Raw genomic sequence first — 20,051 nt, 5'->3', positions numbered from 1 at the left:
CTGGCGCGCCCACAGCCAGTGCGCCCGCGCAAGGGGCACCGCACCGCGCCGAGCTGGGGGCGTCCTCCTCCCGCATTGCGCGGCAATGCGAGAGAGGGGTGAAGGCGCGAAGCGACTCAGGGAATGCGCCACTTCAGGCCAGCACGTCGGCATGCACATGGGCGGCGAAACGTGCGGGATCGGTGGAGGGCTTGAGCACCCCCACCAGCTTGAAGTCGCGCGCATAGAACTCGATCTCCTGGCGCAGCGCCGTGCCCACGGGGTGGCTGCGGTGCGTGAGCGTGCCCAGCACGGCGCGCAGGTCGTCCTGCGGCACCTTGGAGTAAGGGCTGAAGATGCGCGCCGTCTCGTTCGGGTTGTCGGCCACGAAGTCCGAGGCCTCGATGATGGCGCGCGTGAGGGCCGCGGCCGTGCCCTTGTCGTTGCGTACCAGGGCGCCGCTCACGCCGAGCACGCAGCAGGTCTTGGCCGCGTACTCGCCCGAGAGGTTGGAGGCCAGGTCCACCAGGCCCCTGGTGCGGCGCTGGATCAGCAGCAGGTTGGGGTCGCCGTCGGCAATGGCCTGGGCCTCGCCCTTTTCCACGGCCAGGCCCAGCATGTCGCCGGGGAACTGGCGCCATGTCACGTCCTTTTCGGGGTTCAGGCCGGCCTTGGTGAGCAGCACCGAGAAGAAGTTCTTGCCCGGGCTGTTGAGGTCCGACACGGCAATGGTCTTGCCCTTGAGCTTTTGCAGGCTGGTCACGCCCGCCGCTTCGTAGCCCACCAGGCGCGAGCAGCCGCCGTGCGAGCTGCCCACCAGCTTCACGTCGAAGCCCGACTCCAGCGGCTTGATCCAGCGGTGCACCATGCCCAGGCCGGCGTCGGCCTTGGAGGTGGCGATGGTCTCCAGCAGCTGGTCGGTGGAACCGGCGAAGTTGACCAGCTCGACCTTGAGGCCGTGCTTTTCGAAGATGCCACGCTCGATCGCCACCGGGGCGGCCGACAGGCAGATGGCATTGGCGTTCCACGCCAGCTTCACCTCGCGCAGCTTGCCGGCGGCCAGCACGTGGCTGCCCACCACGCCCGAGGCGCCCACCACCGTGGCCGCGCCCGTGGCCCGCAGCAACTGCCGGCGCGACCAGCGCGCTTCTCCCCCACCCAGAATCTGACCCTTGTTGTTCATGCCCTGCACCTTTTGTGTGAAAAAGACAAAATGGCCGCGCATCCGCAGCCCGCTGACCGCATTGCATGCGCACGGGCACCAAAAGAGAACGAAGAAAAACGGAGATGCATATGCAAAAGATTCCACACACCCCCGCGCCGGACACTGGTGCAATACAGCGCATGAATGCCCTCGCCTCCACGGTCCTGCCGCAGCCCGCCTCGCACGCGACACCAACGTCCACAGCGCCCGACACCGCCCGCCTGCGCCACTTCGTGCAGCAACTGGCCGCGCTGGTGGAAAGTACGCCGCCGGAGCCAGAATTGCTGGCGCGCGGCGGCGCCCTGCTGGGCGCCCTGGTGGCCCACGACGACTGGCTGCCGGCCGCGTTTGCGCAGCCGAACCCCGACCGCTACCAGCAGTACCTGCTGCATGCCGATGCGCTGGGCCGCTTCTCGGTGGTGAGCTTTGTGTGGGGCCCGGGCCAGGCCACGCCCATCCACGACCACACGGTGTGGGGCCTGATCGGCATGCTGCGCGGCGCCGAAGATTCGCAGGCATTCGCCCGCACCGCCGATGGGCGCTGGGCGCCAGAGGGCGCACCGCACCGGCTGCGGCCCGGCGATGTCGATGCCGTGTCGCCCACCATCGGCGACGTGCACCGGGTGAACAATGCGTGGGAGGGCCAGACCTCCATCAGCATCCACGTGTATGGCGCCAACATCGGCGCCGTGCAGCGCAGCGTGTACCTGGAAGACGGCACGGCCAAGCCGTTCATCTCGGGCTACAGCAATGCGACGCTTCCGAACATCTGGGACCTGTCCCGCAACCCGGCGCCCTCGGCCTGAACCTGTTTTCGAAGACCCGTACGATTTCCCCATGACTGCTTCCACCATTCCAGAGACTTCCGTCCTCCAGGTCCGCGAGGCCCTGCTCGCCCGCGAGGAAATCGCCCTGCTCGACGTGCGCGAGGAAGACCCCTATGCCCAGGGCCACCCGCTGTTCGCCGCCAACCTGCCGGCCAGCAAGATCGAGCTGGAGGCCTTCGCGCGCATTCCCCGCCGCGACACCCTCATCGTGGTCTACGACGATGGCGAGGGCCTGGCCGAACCCGCGGCACGCACGCTCCAGCAGCTGGGCTACACCCGTGTGACCCTGCTGGCGCGCGGCCTGCAGGGCTGGCGCGATGCCGGGGGCGAGCTGTTCATCGACGTGAACGTGCCCAGCAAGTCCTTCGGCGAGCTCGTGGAGGCCGAGCGCCATACGCCCTCGCTCGCCGCCGAGGAAGTGCAGGCCCTGATCGATGCCCAGGCCGACGTGGTGGTGCTGGACGCGCGCCGCTACGACGAGTACCACACCATGAACATCCCCACCGGCGTGAGCGTGCCCGGCGCGGAGCTGGTGCTGCGCGCGCAGGCACTGGCGCCCAACCCGGCCACGCAGATCATCGTGAACTGCGCGGGCCGCACGCGCAGCATCATCGGCACGCAGTCGCTGGTGAACGCGGGCATCCCCAACCCCGTGGCCGCCTTGCGCAACGGCACCATCGGCTGGCTGCTGGCCGGGCAGACGCTGGAACGCGGCGCCAGCCGACGCTTCGACCCCGCCGTGCACCTCGACCGCAATCAGGCACCGCAACAGGCGCGCAACGTGGCCGACCGGGCCCGCGTGCAGCGCGCCCAGGCCGGCGACCTGGCGCGCTTCGTGGCCGAGGCCGGCCGCACCACCTACCTGCTGGACGTGCGCACGCCCGAGGAGTTCGCGGCCGGCCACCTGCCGGGCTTTCGCAACACCCCCGGCGGCCAGCTGGTGCAGGAGACCGACCACACGGCCGCCGTGCGCGGCGCGCGCCTGGTGCTGGTGGACGACGACGGCGTGCGCGCCAACATGAGCGCATCGTGGCTGGCCCAGATGGGCTGGGAAGTGTGGGTGCTCGACGGCGCGCAGCCGGCGGATTTCAGCGAGACCGGCGCCGTGGCCAACACCGTGCCCGAACCCGAAGGCCCCATCGCCTGGGCCACCCCCGCCCAGCTGGCGGCCTGGCTGCAAGACGGCAGCGCCGACCACACGGCCGTGCTGGACCTGACCACCAGCGCCAACTACACGCTGCGCCACATCCCCGGCGCGTGGTTCGTGATCCGCTCACAGCTCGCGCAGGCCGTGCAGTCCATCCCGCGCGCGCAGCGCTATGTGCTCACCTGCGGCAGCAGCCTGCTGGCCCGCTATGCCGCGCAGGACCTGGCCCGCCTGACGGGTGGTGCCGAGGTGGTGGTGCTGGAGGGTGGCACGCTGGCCTGGATCGCCCAGGGCCTGCCGCTGGAGCATGGCGAGACGCGCCTGGCCTCGCCGCGCATCGACCGCTACCGCCGCCCGTACGAAGGCACCGACAGCCCGCGCGAGGCGATGCAGGCCTACCTGGACTGGGAGTTCGGGCTGGTGGAACAACTGGGGCGCGACGGCACCCACGGGTTCCGGGTGATCTGATTCACTATCGATTTAATAGCTGCCAGCGCATGATTCACTATCGCTACCGGCTGATTTAGCTACAAACCCACTTCTGGGGCGCCCCCCGGGGCGCTCACAACGCCCCGTACCGCCACGACACGTTCATCGCCAGCACCTCGCCCTGCGCCAAGCTGCGCAGGCCGGGCTGGCCCGGTTGGTGGAAAGCATCGATGGGCTGGGTGATGGGCTCAAAGCAGAACGCCGGGCCCTGCGGCGGGCGGTACACCAGGCAGTAGTGGTGGGCCGCGCCGCCGTCCTTGTCAAAGTCTGGCATGTGGGCGGTAAGGCGCAGCCCGCGCTCGGGCCAGTCGATCTGCGCGGTGCCACCCCAGCCGGTGTAGGCGTTGTCGATCAGGCCGCCGTTGGCGGGAGCGCCGCTGTTCAAGTCCCAGCCAGGCGGAAACTGCTGCGTGTGCTCCGTGGGCAAAGGGTCGTCGCCACACAGCCACACGCCCTGCACCGGCGCCGTGATGCGCGTGCCGGGCGTGCGCGGAAACCAGGGGTGCAGGCCCAGGCCGTAGGGCAGCGGCTGTGTGCCCAGGTGCCGCACCTGTACCGACTGGTCCAGGCCGCCCTCCACCAGCCGGAAGGTCTGCACGCACTCGTACTCGTAGGGGTTGCCGTCAAAGCGCTCGGAGCGCAGCTGCATCTGCAGCGTGTCGGGCGCGGGCTGGGTCATCTCCCAGGGCTGCAGCCAGCCATCGCCGTGGATGGGGTACGGCTCGCCAGCGCGGTTGGGCCGCACGGGATGGAACTGCCCGGCGTGCGTGAAGCCGCCGCCGCTGATGCGGTTGGACCAGGGCACCATGGCGAAGGAGGCCATCTTGTACAGATCGGGCGTGGCCCCGTCCCAGGGGCGCCAGAGGTCAATCCGGCCGCTGGGCTGCCGGGGGTCGTCGATCTGCCAGGCGGCCACGCTGCCGCCCAGCGAGGGGACCAGCCCCAGGTGCTGGCCCGCGTGGCTCAACCAGGTGATGGGGTGGGTGGTGGCGTCGCTCATGCGCATGCTTTCATGAAGGAGGTCAGCCACCGAACAGATGGGCGGGCACGCCGGGGCTGTCGATCTCGATGGCAAACACGCTGCCGGCCAGCGGCTGTGCAGCGAGCTGCTCGGGCGTGAGGCCGACCCGCGCGGTGGTGATGAACAGCGTGCGCAGGTCCGCGCCCCCAAAGGCGCAGGTGGTGACCTGGCTCGCGGGCAGCACCACACGGCCCAGTTCCTCGGCCGTCTCGGGGTCGTGGCAGGTCACGCAGTGGCCGCCCCAGTGGGCGATCCAGAGGCGACCCAGGGCGTCGGTGGTCATGCCGTCGGGCAGGCCATCCTCGGCACTGAATCGTTTCCACACCTGCTTGTGCGACACGGTGCCGGCGGCGGCATCAAAATCGTAGCGCCAGGTGATGGAGCTGAGCGTATCGTTGAAGTACAGGCACTGTCGGCCCTCCACCAGGGCCCAGGTGGGCCCGTTGGTCACCACGAAGCCCTCGTCATGGCGCGTGCAGCGGCCGTCGGGGTCGTAGCGGTAGAGCGCGCCGGTGGGCAGCTGGCAGTCGAAGTCCATGCTGCCGCCCCAGAAGCGGCCCTGCGCGTCGCACTTGCCGTCATTGAAGCGGTTGCCCGGCAGCTCGGCCGCGGGCTGGTGCAGGTAGTGCGGGGCGCTGTCGGTGGCCGGATCGAACAGCGCGAAGCCGCGCCGCAGGGTGATGATGAGGCCGGGCGCGTCCCGGCGCTCGGCCAGGGCCGAGATCTCTTCGTCGAAGCGCCACTGCCTCTGCACGCCCGTGGCCGGGTCCAGCCGGTACAGGCGGCAGCCCAGGATGTCCAGCCAATACACCACCTGCTCCCGCGCGGACCATACAAGCCCCTCCCCCAGCTGCGCATCGGCTTGGACCACGCAGCGCAGGGGCCCCGTGGGGGTGGGGACGGGAAATCGCGACGGCGCAGCGGCCGCTGCCATGGGATTCTGGTTGCTCAAAGCTTGTCTCCTGTTTGTTGTTTACCTGCCTGCCTCTTGACGCCGGGCATCTTATCAACGTCAATTGATGCATGGAATGATTATTTTTGGAATTTTCGATATACAAATTGCAATGACAACTGATATCCATATCCCCTCCCAGCCCACGCTCGCCCAGTTTCCCAGCCTGCAAGGCCGATCGGTCTTCGTCACGGGCGGGGGCAGCGGCATCGGCGCGGCCATCGTCGCGGCGTTCGCCGAACAGGGTGCGCGCGTGGCCTTCGTGGACGTGGCGCGCGAAGCCAGCGAGGCGCTGGCCCAGCAGATCGCCGACGCGGGCCATGCCCGGCCCTGGTGGCAGGTGTGCGACGTGCGCGACATCGCCGCGCTGCAGGACTCCATTGCCCGTGCAGCGGCAGCGGTGGGCGATTTCTCGGTGCTGGTGAACAACGTGGCCAGCGACGACCGCCATACGCTGGAATCGGTCACGCCCGACTACTACGACGAGCGCATGGCCATCAACGAGCGCCCGGCCTTCTTCGCCATCCAGGCCGTGGTGCCCGGCATGCGCCGCCTGGGCGCGGGCTCGGTGGTCAACCTGGGCTCCACGGGCTGGCAGGGCAAGGGCGCGGGCTACCCCTGCTATGCCATTGCCAAGTCGTCGGTGAACGGGCTCACGCGGGGCCTGGCGCGCACGCTGGGCCAGGACCGCATCCGCATCAACACCGTGTCGCCCGGCTGGGTGATGACCGAGCGCCAGATCAAGTTCTGGCTCGACGCCGAGGGCGAGAAGGAGCTGGCGCGCAACCAGTGCCTGCCCGAAAAGCTGCGCCCGCACGACATCGCGCGCATGGTGCTGTTCCTGGCGTCGGACGATGCCGCGATGTGCACCGCGCAGGAATTCAAGGTAGACGCCGGTTGGGTGTGATTCGGACCATCCCCCTGAGTCGCTTCGCGCCTTCCCCCTTCTCTCGAATGGCTGCGCCATTCGGGAAGGGGGACACCGCCAGCGCGGCGGGGCGGCCCTTGCGCGGCGGTCCTGGCCTATGCCGCGCCAGTATCGAGCGGCACCGACAAGCACAAGCTCCGACAGGGAAGCACGCTCAGTCTCCCGCTTCCAGCCGGCGCCCGTACTGCACCAGGCTGGTCTGCTTGAGCGCTTTCATCATCACCTTGGCGGCGGGCGACAGCAGGCGGTCGCTGCGGGTGATGATGCCGAAGGCGTCCATGTGGCAGGGCATGGCCAGCGGCAGGATCGACACCATGCCGTGCGATGCGTAGTAGTGCGCCACGTCGGCCCCCACCACGGCGATCATGTCGCTTTGCTGCAGCATGCGCGTCATGAACAGCAGGGCCGCGGTCTCCACCACGTTGACCGGCGGCGCCAGCCCCTCCTGCTGGAACATCAGGTCGAAGCGGTGCCGCAGCACGCTGCCCGCGGGCGGCACGATCCAGCCCGCGGCCAGCACGTCGCGCAGGGCCAGGCCCGGCACACCCAGCAGGGGGTGGCCCGGGCGGGTCATGGCGCAGACCAGTTCCTCGCTCAGCGGCTCGTAGCGCAGGTTGGCCTTGTCGTGCTCCTCGAACAGCCGGCCCACCAGGATGTCGAGCTTGCCCTGCTCGAGCCGGTCCATCAGCACCGGGCTGGTCTCGATATCGAGCGAGATGCGCAGGCTCGGGTGCTCCTGCTTGACCAGGGCCACGGCGGCGGGCAGCAGGCTCAGGCCCGGCGAGGTGATGGCCCCGATGCCCACCTGGCCGAAGTGCCCGGTCTTGAGCGCCGCCAGCTCCACATGGGCCTGGTTCAGGCTGGCCAGCGCCATGCGTGCGTGGCGGATCATGGTCTCGCCATACCAGGTGGGGCGCATGCCGCGCGGCAGGCGCTCGAACAGCGAAACCTCCAGCACATCCTCCAGGTCCTTGAGCAGCTTGGAGGCCGCCGGCTGGGTCATGCTGAGCACCTGGGCCGCGCGGTGGATGTTGCCCTCCTCGGCCAGGGCCACCAGCAAGAGCAGCTGGCGCGTCTTCAGGCGTGCGCGGATGAACCAGTGGTTGTAGGTGCTCATGGGGTTTTCCAGAATGCGTGGACGTATATGTATTTTGTCAAAAAAACTATTAGATTGATATCTAAATCGATCTTAGACTTTGCCGCACATCCGCACCAAGGTTCTTTCCCAGGTTCCCATGAAACTCGGCGACACACAGCAGCTCACCCCCCGGCACCTCATCAATGGGCGCTGGGAGATCGGCACCACCACCGGGGTGAGCACCAACCCGTCGGACACCCGTGAGGTGGTGGCCGAATACGCCCGGGCCGACCGCAACCAGACCGAACGCGCCATCCGCGCCGCCGCCGACGCCCTGCCCCACTGGAGCCAGAGCAGCCCCCAGCGCCGCGCCGACGTGCTCGACCTGATCGGCAGCGAACTGCTGGCGCGCAAGGACGCGCTGGGCACGCTGCTGGCCCGAGAGGAAGGCAAGACCCTGCCCGAGGCCGTGGCCGAGGTGGCCCGCGCCGGCCAGATCTTCAAGTTCTTTGCCGGCGAGGCGCTGCGCATCCCGGGCGAGCTCATGGCGTCGGTGCGCCAGGGCGTGCAGGTGGACGTGACCCGCGAGCCCGTGGGCGTGGTCGGCATCATCGCGCCCTGGAACTTCCCGTTCGCGATCCCGGCCTGGAAGATCGCCCCCGCCCTGGCCTATGGCAACACGGTGGTGTTCAAGCCCGCCGAACTGGTGGCCGCCTGCGGCTGGGCCCTGGCCGAAATCATCAGCCGCTGCGGCCTGCCGGCCGGCGTGTTCAACCTGCTCATGGGCAGTGGTCGCGAGGTCGGGCAGACGCTGGTGGACCACCCCCTGGTGAATGCGATCAGCTTTACGGGATCGGTCGATACCGGAGACCGTATCCTCAAGTCGGCCACCGCGCGCCGCACCAAGGTGCAGCTGGAGATGGGCGGCAAGAACCCGCTGGTGGTGCTGGCCGATGCCGACATGGACCAGGCCATCGACTGCGCGCTGCAGGGCTCGTACTTTTCCACCGGCCAGCGCTGCACGGCATCGAGCCGGCTGATCGTCGAAGCCAGCGTGCACGATGCCTTCGTGGACCGGCTGCGCCAGCGGCTCACGGCCCTCAAGGTAGGCCACGCGCTGGAGCGCGGTACCGAGATGGGCCCGGTGGCCGATGCCGGCCAGCTGGAGCAGAACCTCTCTCATGTGGAGATCGCTCGCAGCGAGGGCGCCGAGCATGTCTGGGGCGGCGAGCGGCTCGAACGCGTCACGCCTGGGCACTACATGGCCCCGGCGCTGTTCCTGGCCAGGCCCGAGCACCGCATTGCGCGCGAGGAGATCTTCGGCCCCGTGGCCTGCGTGCTGCGCGCCGACGACTACGAGCATGCGCTGGCACTGGCCAACGACACGCCCTACGGCCTGTGCGCGGGCATCTGCACCACCTCGCTCAGGCACGCCATGCATTTCAAGCGCAATGCCGTGGTCGGCATGACCATGGTCAACCTGCCCACGGCGGGGGTGGACTTCCACGTGCCCTTCGGCGGGCGCAAGGAGTCGAGCCACGGCCCGCGCGAGCAGGGCCGCCATGCCGCAGAGTTCTACACCACCGTCAAGACCGGCTACATGCTCGCCTGAAACGCCCGCTTCCCTTTCCCGCAGTGCATTTCTTTCTTCCACAACAGCGTCAACAACAGACAGACAGGAGACAAATGATGAAACTGAACCGCCGGACCCTCGTATCCGCCCTGGCCTGCGCCCCCGTGGCCGGGCTGCTCCCGGGCGCCGCCTGGGCCCAGAAACCCATCGTGCTGGGCTTCAGCCAGGTGGGTGCCGAGAGCGAATGGCGCACCGCCAACACCGAATCGATCAAGTCCGCCGCCAAGGAGGCGGGCATCGAGCTCAAGTTCTCCGACGCCCAGCAAAAGCAGGAGAACCAGATCAAGGCCATCCGCTCCTTCATCGCCCAGAAGGTGGACGTGATCGCCTTCTCACCCGTGGTCGAATCGGGCTGGGAGAACGTGCTGCGCGAAGCCAAGGCCGCCAAGATCCCGGTGGTGCTGACCGACCGCTCGGTCAACGTCAAGGACCAGTCACTGTACGTGACCTTCATGGGCTCGGACTTCGTGGAAGAAGGCCGCAAGGCCGGCCGCTGGCTGGTGGACAAGATGAAGGACCACAAGGGCGACATCAACATCGTCGAACTGCAGGGCACCGTGGGCTCGGCCCCGGCCATCGACCGCAAGAAGGGCTTCGAGGAGATCGTCAAGGCCGACCCCAAGTTCAAGATCCTGCGCTCGCAGACCGGTGACTTCACGCGCGCCAAGGGCAAGGAGGTGATGGAAGCCTTCCTCAAGGCCGAGGGCAAGAAGATCAACGTGCTCTACGCGCACAACGACGACATGGCCATCGGCGCGATCCAGGCCATCGAGGAAGCCGGCCTCAAGCCCGCCAAGGACATCACCATCATCTCCATCGACGCGGTCAAGGGCGCCTTCGAGGCCATGATCGCCGGCAAGCTCAACGTGAGCGTGGAATGCAGCCCCCTGCTGGGCCCGCAGCTGATGACGGCCGTGAAGGACATCAAGGCCGGCAAGGCGGTGCAAAAGCGCATCGTGACCGAGGAAGGCATCTTCCCGATGGAAGTGGCCGCCGCCGAGTTCCCCAAGCGCAAATATTGATGCCCCCTGCGTCGCTGCGCGCCTTCCCCCTCAGGGGGAAGGCGCCAGCGCGGCGGCACTGGCCTGGGGCGCGCCAGTTTCACAGATAGCGGACATGGCATAGGCCAACATCAAAAAACATAGAACCTGGAGACAGATAAATGAAGCGCGAAATTTTCAAGGCCGTGCTGGCCACCGTGGCGCTGGCCGCCATGGGCGCGACCCCACTGGTCCATGCCCAGGACAAGGGCAGCATCGGCATCTCGATGCCCACCAAGTCCTCGTCGCGCTGGATCGCCGATGGCGACAACATGGTCAAGGTGCTCAAGGAACGTGGCTACAAGACCGACCTGCAGTACGCGGACGACGACATCCCCAACCAGCTCGCGCAGATCGAGAACATGATCACCAAGGGCGCCAAGGTGCTGGTGATCGCCTCCATCGACGGCACCACCCTCTCGCGCGTGCTGCAGAACGCGGCCGACAAGGGTGTCAAGGTCATCGCGTATGACCGGCTGATCAAGGGCTCGAAGAACGTGGACTACTACGCCACGTTCGACAACTTCCAGGTCGGCGTGCTGCAGGCCACGTCCATCGTGGACAAGCTGGGCCTGAAGCAGGGCAAGGGCCCGTTCAACATCGAACTCTTCGGCGGCTCGCCCGACGACAACAACGCCTTCTTCTTCTACGACGGCGCCATGAGCGTGCTGCAACCGTACATCGACAGCGGCAAGCTGGTGGTGCGCAGCAAGCAGACGGGCATGAACAAGGTGGGCACGCTGCGCTGGGACGGCTCGGTCGCCCAGGCGCGCATGGACAACCTGCTGTCGGCCTACTACGGCAAGGACAAGGTGCATGCCGTGCTCTCCCCCTACGACGGCCTGTCCATCGGCATCCTGTCGTCCTTGAAGGGCGTGGGCTACTGCACCGCCCAGCAACCCTGCCCCGTGGTCAGCGGGCAGGACGCCGAGGTGCCATCGGTCAAGTCCATCCTGAAGGGCGAGCAGTCCTCCACCGTGTTCAAGGACACGCGCGAATTGGCCAAGGTGGCCGCCAACATGGTGGACGCCACGCTGTCGGGCAAGCAGCCGGAGATCAACGACACCAAGACCTACAACAACGGCGTGAAGGTGGTGCCCTCGTACCTGCTCAAGCCCGTGTCGGTGGATGCCTCCAACTGGAACGCGGTGCTGGTGGGCAGCGGGTACTACAAGGAATCACAAATCAAGTAGGCATGCCAGGCTTCGGCACGTAGAGCCGCCGTCCGCCTGGCACCTCTGGTGCCTAGCGGACGACATGCAACCGGGACGGGCCCGCAGCCCGCCAAAAGACTGAGAGACCATGCTTCTTGAAATGCGGGACATCCGCAAAACCTTCCCCGGGGTGGTGGCGCTGAACCAGGTGAACCTGCGCGTCCAGGCCGGGGAGATCCATGCCATCGTCGGCGAAAACGGGGCGGGCAAATCCACGCTGATGAAGGTGCTGTCGGGTGTCTACCCACACGGCAGCTACAGCGGTCAGATCCTGTTCGACGGGCAGGAGCGTCAGTTCTCCGGCATCCGCGACAGCGAGCACCTGGGCATCATCATCATTCACCAGGAGTTGGCGCTGGTACCGCTGCTCTCGATCGCCGAAAACATCTTCCTGGGCAACGAGACCGCGCGCCACGGCGTCATCGACTGGATGGCCGCGCACAGCCGCGCACAGGCGCTGCTGCACAAGGTGGGTCTGCGCGAATCGCCCGACACACCGGTGGGCCAGTTGGGCGTGGGCAAGCAGCAGCTGGTGGAGATTGCCAAGGCGCTGTCGCGCAAGGTGCGCCTGCTGATCCTGGACGAGCCCACTGCCAGCCTCAACGAGAACGACAGCCAGGCCCTGCTGGACCTGCTGCTGGAGCTGAAAGCCCAGGGCATCACCTGCATTCTGATCTCGCACAAGCTCAACGAGATCTCGCGGGTGGCCGATGCCATCACCGTGCTGCGCGACGGCAGCACCGTGCAGATGCTGGACTGCCGCGAAGGCCCGGTGAGCGAGGACCGTGTGATCCAGGCCATGGTGGGCCGCGAGATGAGCGATCGCTACCCCCAGCGCCAGCCGCAGATCGGCGGCATCGTTTTTGAAGTGCGCGACTGGCGTGCCCACCACCCTCAGCACGGCGACCGCGAGCACCTCAAGGGGATCGACCTGAACGTGCGGCGCGGCGAGATCGTCGGTATTGCGGGACTGATGGGCGCGGGCCGGACCGAGCTGGCCATGAGCATCTTTGGCCGGTCCTGGGGCCAGCGCATCAGCGGCGAGGTGCGGCTGCACGGCAAGGCCATCGACGTGGGCACCGTGGAAAAGGCCGTGCGCCACGGCCTGGCCTATGTGACCGAAGACCGCAAGGGCAATGGCCTGGTGCTGAACGAAGACATCCAGTTCAACACCTCCCTGGCGCATCTGGAAGGCGTTTCGTTCGCCACCGTGATCGACAGCGGCCGCGAGCACCGGGTGGCGCAGGACTACCGCGAGAAGCTGCGCATCCGCTGCTCGGGGGTGGACCAGAAGACGCTGAACCTTTCGGGCGGCAACCAGCAGAAGGTGGTGCTGGGCAAATGGCTCTTCACCAACCCCGAGGTGCTCATCCTGGACGAGCCCACGCGCGGCATCGACGTGGGCGCCAAGTACGAGATCTACACCCTCATCGCCCAGCTGGCGGCCGAGGGCAAGTGCGTGATCGTGATCTCTTCCGAAATGCCCGAGCTGCTGGGCATCACGGACCGCATCTACGTGATGAACGAGGGCCGCTTTGTGGCCGAGATGCCCACCGCCGAAGCCTCCCAGGAAAAGATCATGCGTGCAATAGTCAATGCCCCCCCTGAGTCGCTTCGCGCCTTCCCCCTCAAGGGGGACGCCGCCAGCGCGGCGGGGCGGCCCTTGCGCGGCGGCTCTGGCATGGGCAGCGCCGGTCTCAAGGGCAGCGGACAACGCAACGGATAACTGAAATGAGCCAGATGACCCCCTCCCCCACCGCCACGCTCGCCAGCGCACCCGCCGAGGCACCGGCCCACCACGACAAGCCGCTGCTGGAGCACATCAAGCACAACTTCCGTGAGTACGGCATGCTGATCACGCTGGTGGCCATCATGGGCTTCTTCCAGTACATGACGGACGGCACGCTGATGCAGCCGCTCAACCTCACCAACCTGGTGCTGCAGAACAGCTACATCGTCATCATGGCGCTGGGCATGCTGCTGGTCATCGTGGCCGGGCACATCGACCTGTCGGTGGGCTCGGTGTGTGGCTTCATCGGCGCGCTGGCAGCGGTGCTGATGGTCGAATACAACTGGCATTTCGTACCCGCCACGCTGGTGTGCCTGCTCTGCGGCGGGCTCATCGGTGCGGTGCAGGGCGGGTTCGTGGCCTTCTCGCGCATTCCGTCCTTCATCGTCACGCTGGCGGGCATGCTGGTGTTCAAGGGCCTGGCGCTGGCGCTGCTGGCAGGCCAGTCGGTGGGGCCATTCCCCTCGGCGTTCCAGATGCTCAGCTCGGGCTTCATTCCCGACCTGTTCAACGTGGAGGGGCTGCGCCTGACCTCGCTGCTGCTGGGCGCCGCCGTGGCCGCCGCCCTGGCCGTGGGCGGCCTGCGCGAACGCGCCAACCGCCTGCGGCACGGTGTGCGCGCCGAACCCGCCGGCCTGTTCATCGCGCGCACGGTGGTGTTTGGCGCCCTGCTGGTGTACTTCAGCTACCTCATGGCGTCATACAAGGGGCTGCCCAACGTGCTCATCGTGATGGCGCTGCTGATCGTGCTGTTCGACTTCGTCACCAGCCGCACCACCATTGGCCGCCGCATCTACGCCATGGGGGGCAACGAAAAGGCCGCCAAGCTTTCGGGCATCAAGACCGAGCGGCTCACGCTGTATGCCTTCATCAACATGGGCGTGCTCGCGGCCCTGGCCGGACTGGTGTTTGCAGCGCGGCTCAACACCGCCACGCCCAAGGCGGGCCTGGGTTTTGAGCTGGACGTGATTGCGGCGTGTTTCATCGGTGGCGCATCGGCCTCGGGCGGCGTGGGCAAGGTCATGGGCGCGGTGATCGGCGCCTTCGTGATGGGTGTGATGAACAACGGCATGTCCATCCTCGGGATCGGTATCGACTACCAGCAGGTCATCAAGGGCGTGGTGCTGCTGACGGCGGTTTTGGTCGACGTGTACAACAAAAACAAAGCCTGAAATGAAGCACCCCCTGAGTCGCTTCGCGCCGTCCCCCTCTCTCAGTTTGCTTCGCAATCTGGGAGGGGGACGCCCCCAGCGCGGCGGGGCGGCCCTTGCGCGGGGGCACTGGCCTGCGCCGCGCCTGCTTTGCGGACTGTGCGGACAGCAACGGCTGTTTGGAGCACCATGAGCAGCCCATCCCAAACTCCCGTGCTGCAGCTCGCGGGCATCCACAAGCAATTCGCGGGCATCCCCGTGCTGCGCGACGTGCAGCTCAACCTGTACCCGGGCGAAATCCACGCCCTCATGGGCCAGAACGGCGCGGGCAAGTCCACGCTGATCAAGGTGCTCACCGGGGTGCTCGAAGCCAGCGGCGGCCAGATGCGCCTGGCCGGCCAGGCGGTGTGGCCCGATTCGCCGCTGGCCGCCCAGCGCCTGGGCATCAGCACGGTGTACCAGGAGGTCAACCTCTGCCCCAACCTGTCGGTGGCCGAGAACATCTTCGCCGGGCGCTACCCGCGCTGCGGCATCGCCCAGGGCTTTCGGATCGACTGGGCCGCGCTGCACCAGCGCGCACGCGAGCTGGTGGCGCGCATCGGCCTGTCCATCGACGTCACGCGCCTGCTGTCGGACTACCCGGTGGCCGTGCAACAGCTGGTGGCCATTGCCCGGGCACTGAGCATCGAGGCCAAGGTGCTGATCCTGGACGAGCCCACCTCCAGCCTCGACGACGACGAGGTGCAAAAGCTCTTCGAGGTGCTGCGCCGCCTGCGCGGCGAGGGCCTGGCCATCGTCTTCGTGACGCACTTTTTGAACCAGGTATACGCCGTGTCGGACCGCATCACGGTGCTGCGCAACGGCGCCTGGGTGGGCGAATGGGCGGCGGCCGACCTGCCGGCGCAGGCGCTGATCAATGCCATGCTGGGGCGCGAGCTGGCCGCGCAGTCCACCGAACCGCCTGTTTCGCCGCGGTTCGATGGCGCAAGCACTGCCCTGCTGCAGGCCGAGGGCCTGGGCCAGAGCGGCCAGTTGCAGCCCCTGGACCTCAAGGTACGGGCCGGCGAGGTGGTGGGACTGGCGGGCCTGCTGGGCTCGGGCCGCACCGAACTGGCGCGCCTGCTGTTCGGCCTGCAGGTGCCCGACCGCGGCGTGCTGCGCATCGACGGCAAGGCAGTGGCCTTCGCCAACCCCATGGACGCGATCCGCGAGGGCCTGGCCCTGTGCCCCGAGGAGCGCAAGACCGATGGCATCGTGGCCGAGCTCTCGGTGCGCGAAAACATCGCGCTGGCACTGCAGGCGCGCATGGGCATGGGGCGCTTTCTGTCGCGTGCCGAACAGACGGCGATCGCCGAGCGCTACGTCAAGCTGCTGGGCATCAAGACCAGCAGCGTGGACACGCCCATCGCGCTGCTCTCGGGCGGCAACCAGCAAAAGGCGATCCTGGCGCGCTGGATGGCCATTGAGCCGCGCCTGTTGATCCTGGACGAGCCCACACGCGGCATCGACGTGGCCGCCAAGCAGGAAATCATGGAACAGATCCTGCGCCTGGCCGAGGCCGGCATGGCCGTGGTCTTCATCTCCTCCGAAATGAGCGAGGTGGTGCGCGTGGCGCACCGCATCGTGGTGCTGCGCGACCGCCGCAAGGTCGGCGAGCTGCCCGCCGGCAGCAGCGAAGAAGCCGTGTACGAACTGATTGCCGCCGAAAATGCCTGACGCACCCACCCCTTCCCTGTTTGCCGCCGCGCTGCGCCACCGGCTCACCTGGCCATTGGTCACGCTGGCCCTGCTGCTGGCCGTGAACACGGCGTTCAACGCCAGCTTCCTGCACATCGAGTGGCGCGACGGCCACTTCTACGGCAGCCTGGTCGACATCCTCAACCGCGCGGCACCGCTGGCGCTGGTGTCGCTGGGCATGACCATGGTGATTGCCACGCGCGGCATCGACATCTCGGTGGGTGCGGTGGTGGCCATCACCGCCGCCGTGGGTGCCTGGATGATCGGCGGCTCGGTCTCCGGCACCGAAAGCCGCTTTCCCCTGCCGCTGGCAGTGGCCGGCGCCATCGGCGCGGCACTGCTGTGCGGGCTGTGGAACGGCCTGCTGGTGGCCAAGGTGGGCATGCAGCCCATCATCGCCACGCTGATCCTCATGGTGGCCGGCCGGGGCATCGCCCAGTTGATCACCGATGGCCAGATCATCACCATCTACTACGCGCCCTTCTTCTTCCTGGGCGGGGGCTACCTGCTGGGCCTGCCGTTTTCGCTGTTCGTGCTGGCCGCCGTGTTTGCCGGGCTGTACCTGGCGGTCACGCGCACGGCACTGGGCCTGTTCATCCAGGCCGTGGGCATCAACCCGACGGCGGCGCGCGTGGCCGGCGTGCAGTCGCGCCGCCTGGTCGTCGCGGCCTACGCCTTCTGCGGCGTGTGCGCGGGCATCGCAGGCCTGTTGATCAGCTCCAACGTGAAGAGCGCGGACGCCAACAACGCCGGCCAGATGCTGGAGCTCGACGCCATCCTGGCCGTCACGCTGGGCGGCACGGCACTGACCGGCGGGCGCTTCAGCCTGGTGGGCAGCGTGATCGGCGCGCTCATCATCCAGACGCTGACCTATGCCATCTATTCGCTGGGCGTGCCGCCCGAAATCAACCTGGTGGTCAAGGCCGTGGTGGTGTTCATCGTGATGCTGCTGCAGTCGCCCGACTTCCGCACCCAGGTGGGTGCCCTGGTGCGCCGCCCCGCGGCCGGGGGAGCGCTGTCATGAGCGGCGCACACAGCCCTACCCTGGACGTGGCCCCTGCCACAGCTGCGCCGACACAACACTCTGCCCCCACCCGCATGCGCCTGAACCCCAAGTACCTGCCGCTGGCGGCCACCATCGCGCTGTTCCTGGCCATGGCCACGGCGGGCTCGGTGCTCTACACCGGCTTCTTCTCGGCCCAGGTGTTCCTCAACCTGCTGATCGACAACGCCTTTCTGATCATCGTCGCGGTGGGCATGACCTTCGTGATCCTCTCGGGCGGCATCGACCTGTCGGTGGGTTCGGTGGTGGCGCTGACCACCATGGTGCTGGCCAGCCTGGTGGAGCACCACCACTGGAGCCCGCTCACCGCCATCCCGCTGGTGCTGCTCATGGGCACGGTGTTCGGGGCCTTCATGGGCTTTCTGATCGAGCGCTTTCGGCTGCAGCCCTTCATCGTGACGCTGGCCGGCATGTTCCTCGCGCGCGGCCTGTGCTACCTGATCAGCATCGACTCGATCAGCATGGCCGACGAGGCGTATTCCGAGATGGCGCAGTGGCGCCTGGAACTGTGGGACGGCGCGTCGCTCTCGCTGGGCGCACTGATCGCCATGGCGGTGCTGCTGGTCGCCATCTTCGTCGCGCACTGCACGCCGTTCGGCCGCAACGTGTATGCCGTGGGCGGCAACGAGCACTCGGCGGTGCTCATGGGCCTGCCGGTGCGCGCCACGGTGATCGGCGTGTACACGCTCTCGGGCTTCTGCTCGGCACTGGCCGGCGTGGTGTTCACCTTCTACATGCTCTCGGGCTACGGCCTGCATGCCACGGGCATGGAGCTCGATGCCATCGCCGCCGTGGTCATCGGCGGCACCCTGCTCACGGGCGGCGTGGGCTACGTGGCCGGCACGCTGTTCGGCGTGCTGATGCTCGGAATCATCCAGACCCTGATTTCCTTCGACGGCACGCTCAGCTCGTGGTGGACGCGCATCGTCGTCGGCGTGCTGCTCTTCGTCTTCTGCCTGCTGCAGCGCCTGCTCACGCACCGCAGCCGCCAGCCTTCCTGAATTCCACGAATCACCTCTCCCAGAACCACAACAGCATGACCTCCTCCCCGCGCAAGCTCCGCTCCGCCGAATGGTTCGGCACCGCCGACAAGAACGGCTTCATGTACCGCAGCTGGATGAAGAACCAGGGCATCCCGGACCATGAGTTCGACGGCCGCCCCATCATCGGCATCTGCAACACCTGGTCCGAACTCACGCCCTGCAACGCGCATTTCCGCAAGATCGCCGAGCACGTCAAGCGCGGCATCTACGAGGCGGGGGGCTTTCCGGTCGAGTTCCCGGTGTTCTCCAACGGCGAATCCAACCTGCGCCCCACGGCCATGCTCACGCGCAACCTGGCCAGCATGGACGTGGAGGAAGCCATCCGCGGCAACCCCATCGACGCGGTGGTGCTGCTCGTCGGCTGCGACAAGACCACTCCGGCTCTGCTGATGGGCGCGGCCAGTTGCGACGTGCCCGCCATCGTGGTCACGGGCGGGCCCATGCTCAACGGCAAGCTCGACGGCAAGGACATCGGTTCGGGCACGGCCGTGTGGCGGCTGCATGAGTCGCTGAAGGCGGGCGAGATCAACGAGCACCAGTTCTTCGCGGCCGAAGCCGGCATGTCGCGCTCGGCCGGCACCTGCAACACCATGGGCACGGCCAGCACCATGGCCTGCATGGCCGAGTCGCTGGGCACCTCGCTGCCGCACAACGCGGCCATCCCGGCCGTGGATTCGCGCCGCTACGTGCTGGCCCACATGTCGGGCCGGCGCATCGTGGAGATGGCGCACGAGGGGCTCACGCTCTCCAAGATCCTCACGCGCGAGGCCTTCGAGAACGCCATCCGCACCAATGCCGCCATCGGCGGCTCGACCAATGCCGTGATCCACCTGAAGGCCATCGCCGGCCGCATCGGCGTGCCGCTGGACCTGGAGGACTGGACACGCATCGGCCGCGGCACGCCCACGCTGGTGGACCTGCAGCCTTCGGGCCGCTTCCTGATGGAAGAGTTCTACTACGCGGGCGGCCTGCCCGCCGTGCTGCGCCGCCTGGGCGAGAACGGCCTGCTGCCGCACCCCGACGCCCTCACCGTCAACGGCAAGAGCCTGTGGGACAACGTGCGCGAGGCGCCGCAGTACAACGACGAGGTGATCCGCCCGATCGACAACCCGCTGATCGCCGACGGCGGCATCTGCATCCTGCGCGGCAACCTGTCGCCACGCGGCGCGGTGCTCAAGCCCTCGGCCGCATCGCCCGAGCTGCTCAGGCACCGGGGCCGCGCCGTGGTGTTCGAGAACCTGGAGCACTACAAGGAGCGCATCGTCGACGAAGACCTGGACATCGACGCCAGCTGCGTGATGGTGATGAAGAACTGCGGCCCCAAGGGCTACCCCGGCATGGCCGAGGTGGGCAACATGGGCCTGCCGCCCAAGCTGCTGCGCCAGGGCGTGAAGGACATGGTGCGCATCTCCGACGCACGCATGAGCGGCACGGCCTACGGCACGGTGGTGCTGCACGTGGCGCCCGAGGCCGCCGCGGGTGGCCCGCTGGCCGCCGTGCGCGATGGCGATTTCATCGAGCTGGACTGCGAGCAAGGCCGCCTGCACCTCGATATCAGCGACGAGGAACTGGCTGCGCGCCTGGCCGCATTGGCCAGCACCGACATGGGCGGGCGCGGTGGCTACCAGCGCCTGTATGTGGACCACGTGCTGCAGGCCGACGACGGCTGCGACTTCGACTTCCTCGTCGGCTGCCGTGGCGCCGCCGTCCCTCGCCACTCTCACTGATACCGGTGGCCCATCCGCTACAGGACGTG

The 20,051-nt window shown here is 67.6% G+C and carries 16 protein-coding genes; 12 read left to right on the top strand and 4 right to left on the bottom strand.

From position 1 onward, the window contains the following. Window positions 1-133: 133 nt before the first annotated feature. Entirely contained in the window at window positions 134-1,162 is a 1,029-nt protein-coding gene (locus AC07OC_RS01410) for an ABC transporter substrate-binding protein (protein ID WP_218341024.1), read from the bottom strand. A 161-nt stretch (window positions 1,163-1,323) separates the two neighbouring features. Here AC07OC_RS01410 and AC07OC_RS01405 point away from each other — a divergent pair, with 161 nt between their 5' ends. Both AC07OC_RS01405 and AC07OC_RS01400 read left to right on the top strand, forming a co-directional pair. Then, window positions 1,324-1,989 (top strand): cysteine dioxygenase family protein, encoded by a 666-nt coding sequence (locus tag AC07OC_RS01405; RefSeq protein WP_218341023.1) that lies wholly within the window; start codon window positions 1,324-1,326, stop codon window positions 1,987-1,989. Between the two features lie 31 nt (window positions 1,990-2,020). Beyond that, entirely contained in the window at window positions 2,021-3,625 is a 1,605-nt protein-coding gene (locus tag AC07OC_RS01400; protein WP_218341022.1) for a rhodanese homology domain-containing protein, read from the top strand. Window positions 3,626-3,719: 94 nt separating this feature from the next. Here the strand turns inward: AC07OC_RS01400 and AC07OC_RS01395 are convergent, their stop codons facing one another. Together AC07OC_RS01395 and AC07OC_RS01390 are read right to left on the bottom strand one after the other, a co-directional pair. Next, on the bottom strand, window positions 3,720-4,646 hold the full coding sequence (locus AC07OC_RS01395) for an aldose 1-epimerase (protein ID WP_218341021.1): 927 nt from the start codon (window positions 4,644-4,646) through the stop codon (window positions 3,720-3,722). Between the two features lie 22 nt (window positions 4,647-4,668). Further along, complete coding sequence (locus AC07OC_RS01390; protein WP_218341172.1) at window positions 4,669-5,601, bottom strand: SMP-30/gluconolactonase/LRE family protein; 933 nt, start codon at window positions 5,599-5,601, stop codon at window positions 4,669-4,671. A gap of 130 nt (window positions 5,602-5,731) precedes the next feature. Between AC07OC_RS01390 and AC07OC_RS01385 the strand changes: the two genes are divergently transcribed. Next, window positions 5,732-6,526, top strand: a complete 795-nt coding sequence (locus tag AC07OC_RS01385; protein WP_218341020.1) for an SDR family NAD(P)-dependent oxidoreductase — start codon at window positions 5,732-5,734, stop codon at window positions 6,524-6,526. A 175-nt stretch (window positions 6,527-6,701) separates the two neighbouring features. Here AC07OC_RS01385 and AC07OC_RS01380 read toward each other — a convergent pair whose 3' ends face one another. Continuing rightward, a complete protein-coding gene (locus tag AC07OC_RS01380) occupies window positions 6,702-7,664 on the bottom strand; it encodes a LysR substrate-binding domain-containing protein (protein WP_218294635.1) in 963 nt (320 codons plus the stop codon). Between the two features lie 118 nt (window positions 7,665-7,782). Here AC07OC_RS01380 and AC07OC_RS01375 point away from each other — a divergent pair, with 118 nt between their 5' ends. The 9 genes from AC07OC_RS01375 (at window position 7,783) to AC07OC_RS01335 (ending at window position 20,022) form a co-directional block, all read left to right on the top strand. Next, a complete protein-coding gene (locus AC07OC_RS01375; RefSeq protein WP_494600330.1) occupies window positions 7,783-9,237 on the top strand; it encodes an aldehyde dehydrogenase family protein in 1,455 nt (484 codons plus the stop codon). Window positions 9,238-9,314: 77 nt separating this feature from the next. Then, window positions 9,315-10,280, top strand: coding sequence for an ABC transporter substrate-binding protein (locus AC07OC_RS01370; RefSeq protein WP_218341018.1), 966 nt, complete (start codon window positions 9,315-9,317; stop codon window positions 10,278-10,280). Between the two features lie 140 nt (window positions 10,281-10,420). Then, on the top strand, window positions 10,421-11,491 hold the full coding sequence (chvE, locus tag AC07OC_RS01365; protein ID WP_218341017.1) for a multiple monosaccharide ABC transporter substrate-binding protein: 1,071 nt from the start codon (window positions 10,421-10,423) through the stop codon (window positions 11,489-11,491). 109 nt (window positions 11,492-11,600) lie between these two features. Next, on the top strand, window positions 11,601-13,238 hold the full coding sequence (gene mmsA / locus AC07OC_RS01360; RefSeq protein WP_218341016.1) for a multiple monosaccharide ABC transporter ATP-binding protein: 1,638 nt from the start codon (window positions 11,601-11,603) through the stop codon (window positions 13,236-13,238). A gap of 5 nt (window positions 13,239-13,243) precedes the next feature. Then, window positions 13,244-14,473, top strand: a complete 1,230-nt coding sequence (gene mmsB, locus AC07OC_RS01355; protein ID WP_255591459.1) for a multiple monosaccharide ABC transporter permease — start codon at window positions 13,244-13,246, stop codon at window positions 14,471-14,473. Window positions 14,474-14,641: 168 nt separating this feature from the next. Next, window positions 14,642-16,168 (top strand): sugar ABC transporter ATP-binding protein, encoded by a 1,527-nt coding sequence (locus AC07OC_RS01350; RefSeq protein WP_218341015.1) that lies wholly within the window; start codon window positions 14,642-14,644, stop codon window positions 16,166-16,168. Beyond that, the gene (locus AC07OC_RS01345) at window positions 16,161-17,213 is read left to right on the top strand and encodes an ABC transporter permease (RefSeq protein ID WP_218341014.1); all 1,053 of its coding nucleotides are present in this window, start codon (window positions 16,161-16,163) and stop codon (window positions 17,211-17,213) included. Before AC07OC_RS01350 ends, AC07OC_RS01345 begins: the two co-directional genes overlap by 8 nt. Continuing rightward, complete coding sequence (gene yjfF, locus AC07OC_RS01340; protein WP_494600329.1) at window positions 17,210-18,253, top strand: galactofuranose ABC transporter, permease protein YjfF; 1,044 nt, start codon at window positions 17,210-17,212, stop codon at window positions 18,251-18,253. The genes AC07OC_RS01345 and yjfF overlap by 4 nt, the downstream gene beginning before the upstream one ends. Before the next feature lie 35 nt (window positions 18,254-18,288). Next, a complete protein-coding gene (locus AC07OC_RS01335; protein WP_218341012.1) occupies window positions 18,289-20,022 on the top strand; it encodes an IlvD/Edd family dehydratase in 1,734 nt (577 codons plus the stop codon). Window positions 20,023-20,051: the final 29 nt, after the last annotated feature.

This window comes from Acidovorax sp. GW821-FHT10E04 (assembly GCF_059415185.1).
Note: the sequence above shows the minus strand (reverse complement) of the source record. Positions and strands in the feature narration are given on the sequence as shown.

What these genes read in the sequence shown, in the direction of transcription:
- AC07OC_RS01380 (WP_218294635.1), bottom strand. Translation starts at nt 7,664, where the DNA reads ATGAGCACCTACAACCACTGGTTCATCCGCGCACGCCTGAAGACGCGC.
- AC07OC_RS01390 (WP_218341172.1), bottom strand. Translation starts at nt 5,601, where the DNA reads ATGGCAGCGGCCGCTGCGCCGTCGCGATTTCCCGTCCCCACCCCCACG.
- AC07OC_RS01370 (WP_218341018.1), top strand. Translation starts at nt 9,315, where the DNA reads ATGAAACTGAACCGCCGGACCCTCGTATCCGCCCTGGCCTGCGCCCCC.
- mmsA (WP_218341016.1), top strand. Translation starts at nt 11,601, where the DNA reads ATGCTTCTTGAAATGCGGGACATCCGCAAAACCTTCCCCGGGGTGGTG.
- AC07OC_RS01375 (WP_494600330.1), top strand. Translation starts at nt 7,783, where the DNA reads ATGAAACTCGGCGACACACAGCAGCTCACCCCCCGGCACCTCATCAAT.
- AC07OC_RS01400 (WP_218341022.1), top strand. Translation starts at nt 2,021, where the DNA reads ATGACTGCTTCCACCATTCCAGAGACTTCCGTCCTCCAGGTCCGCGAG.
- AC07OC_RS01395 (WP_218341021.1), bottom strand. Translation starts at nt 4,646, where the DNA reads ATGAGCGACGCCACCACCCACCCCATCACCTGGTTGAGCCACGCGGGC.
- chvE (WP_218341017.1), top strand. Translation starts at nt 10,421, where the DNA reads ATGAAGCGCGAAATTTTCAAGGCCGTGCTGGCCACCGTGGCGCTGGCC.
- AC07OC_RS01405 (WP_218341023.1), top strand. Translation starts at nt 1,324, where the DNA reads ATGAATGCCCTCGCCTCCACGGTCCTGCCGCAGCCCGCCTCGCACGCG.
- AC07OC_RS01350 (WP_218341015.1), top strand. Translation starts at nt 14,642, where the DNA reads ATGAGCAGCCCATCCCAAACTCCCGTGCTGCAGCTCGCGGGCATCCAC.
- AC07OC_RS01335 (WP_218341012.1), top strand. Translation starts at nt 18,289, where the DNA reads ATGACCTCCTCCCCGCGCAAGCTCCGCTCCGCCGAATGGTTCGGCACC.
- yjfF (WP_494600329.1), top strand. Translation starts at nt 17,210, where the DNA reads ATGAGCGGCGCACACAGCCCTACCCTGGACGTGGCCCCTGCCACAGCT.
- AC07OC_RS01385 (WP_218341020.1), top strand. Translation starts at nt 5,732, where the DNA reads ATGACAACTGATATCCATATCCCCTCCCAGCCCACGCTCGCCCAGTTT.
- AC07OC_RS01410 (WP_218341024.1), bottom strand. Translation starts at nt 1,162, where the DNA reads ATGAACAACAAGGGTCAGATTCTGGGTGGGGGAGAAGCGCGCTGGTCG.
- AC07OC_RS01345 (WP_218341014.1), top strand. Translation starts at nt 16,161, where the DNA reads ATGCCTGACGCACCCACCCCTTCCCTGTTTGCCGCCGCGCTGCGCCAC.
- mmsB (WP_255591459.1), top strand. Translation starts at nt 13,244, where the DNA reads ATGAGCCAGATGACCCCCTCCCCCACCGCCACGCTCGCCAGCGCACCC.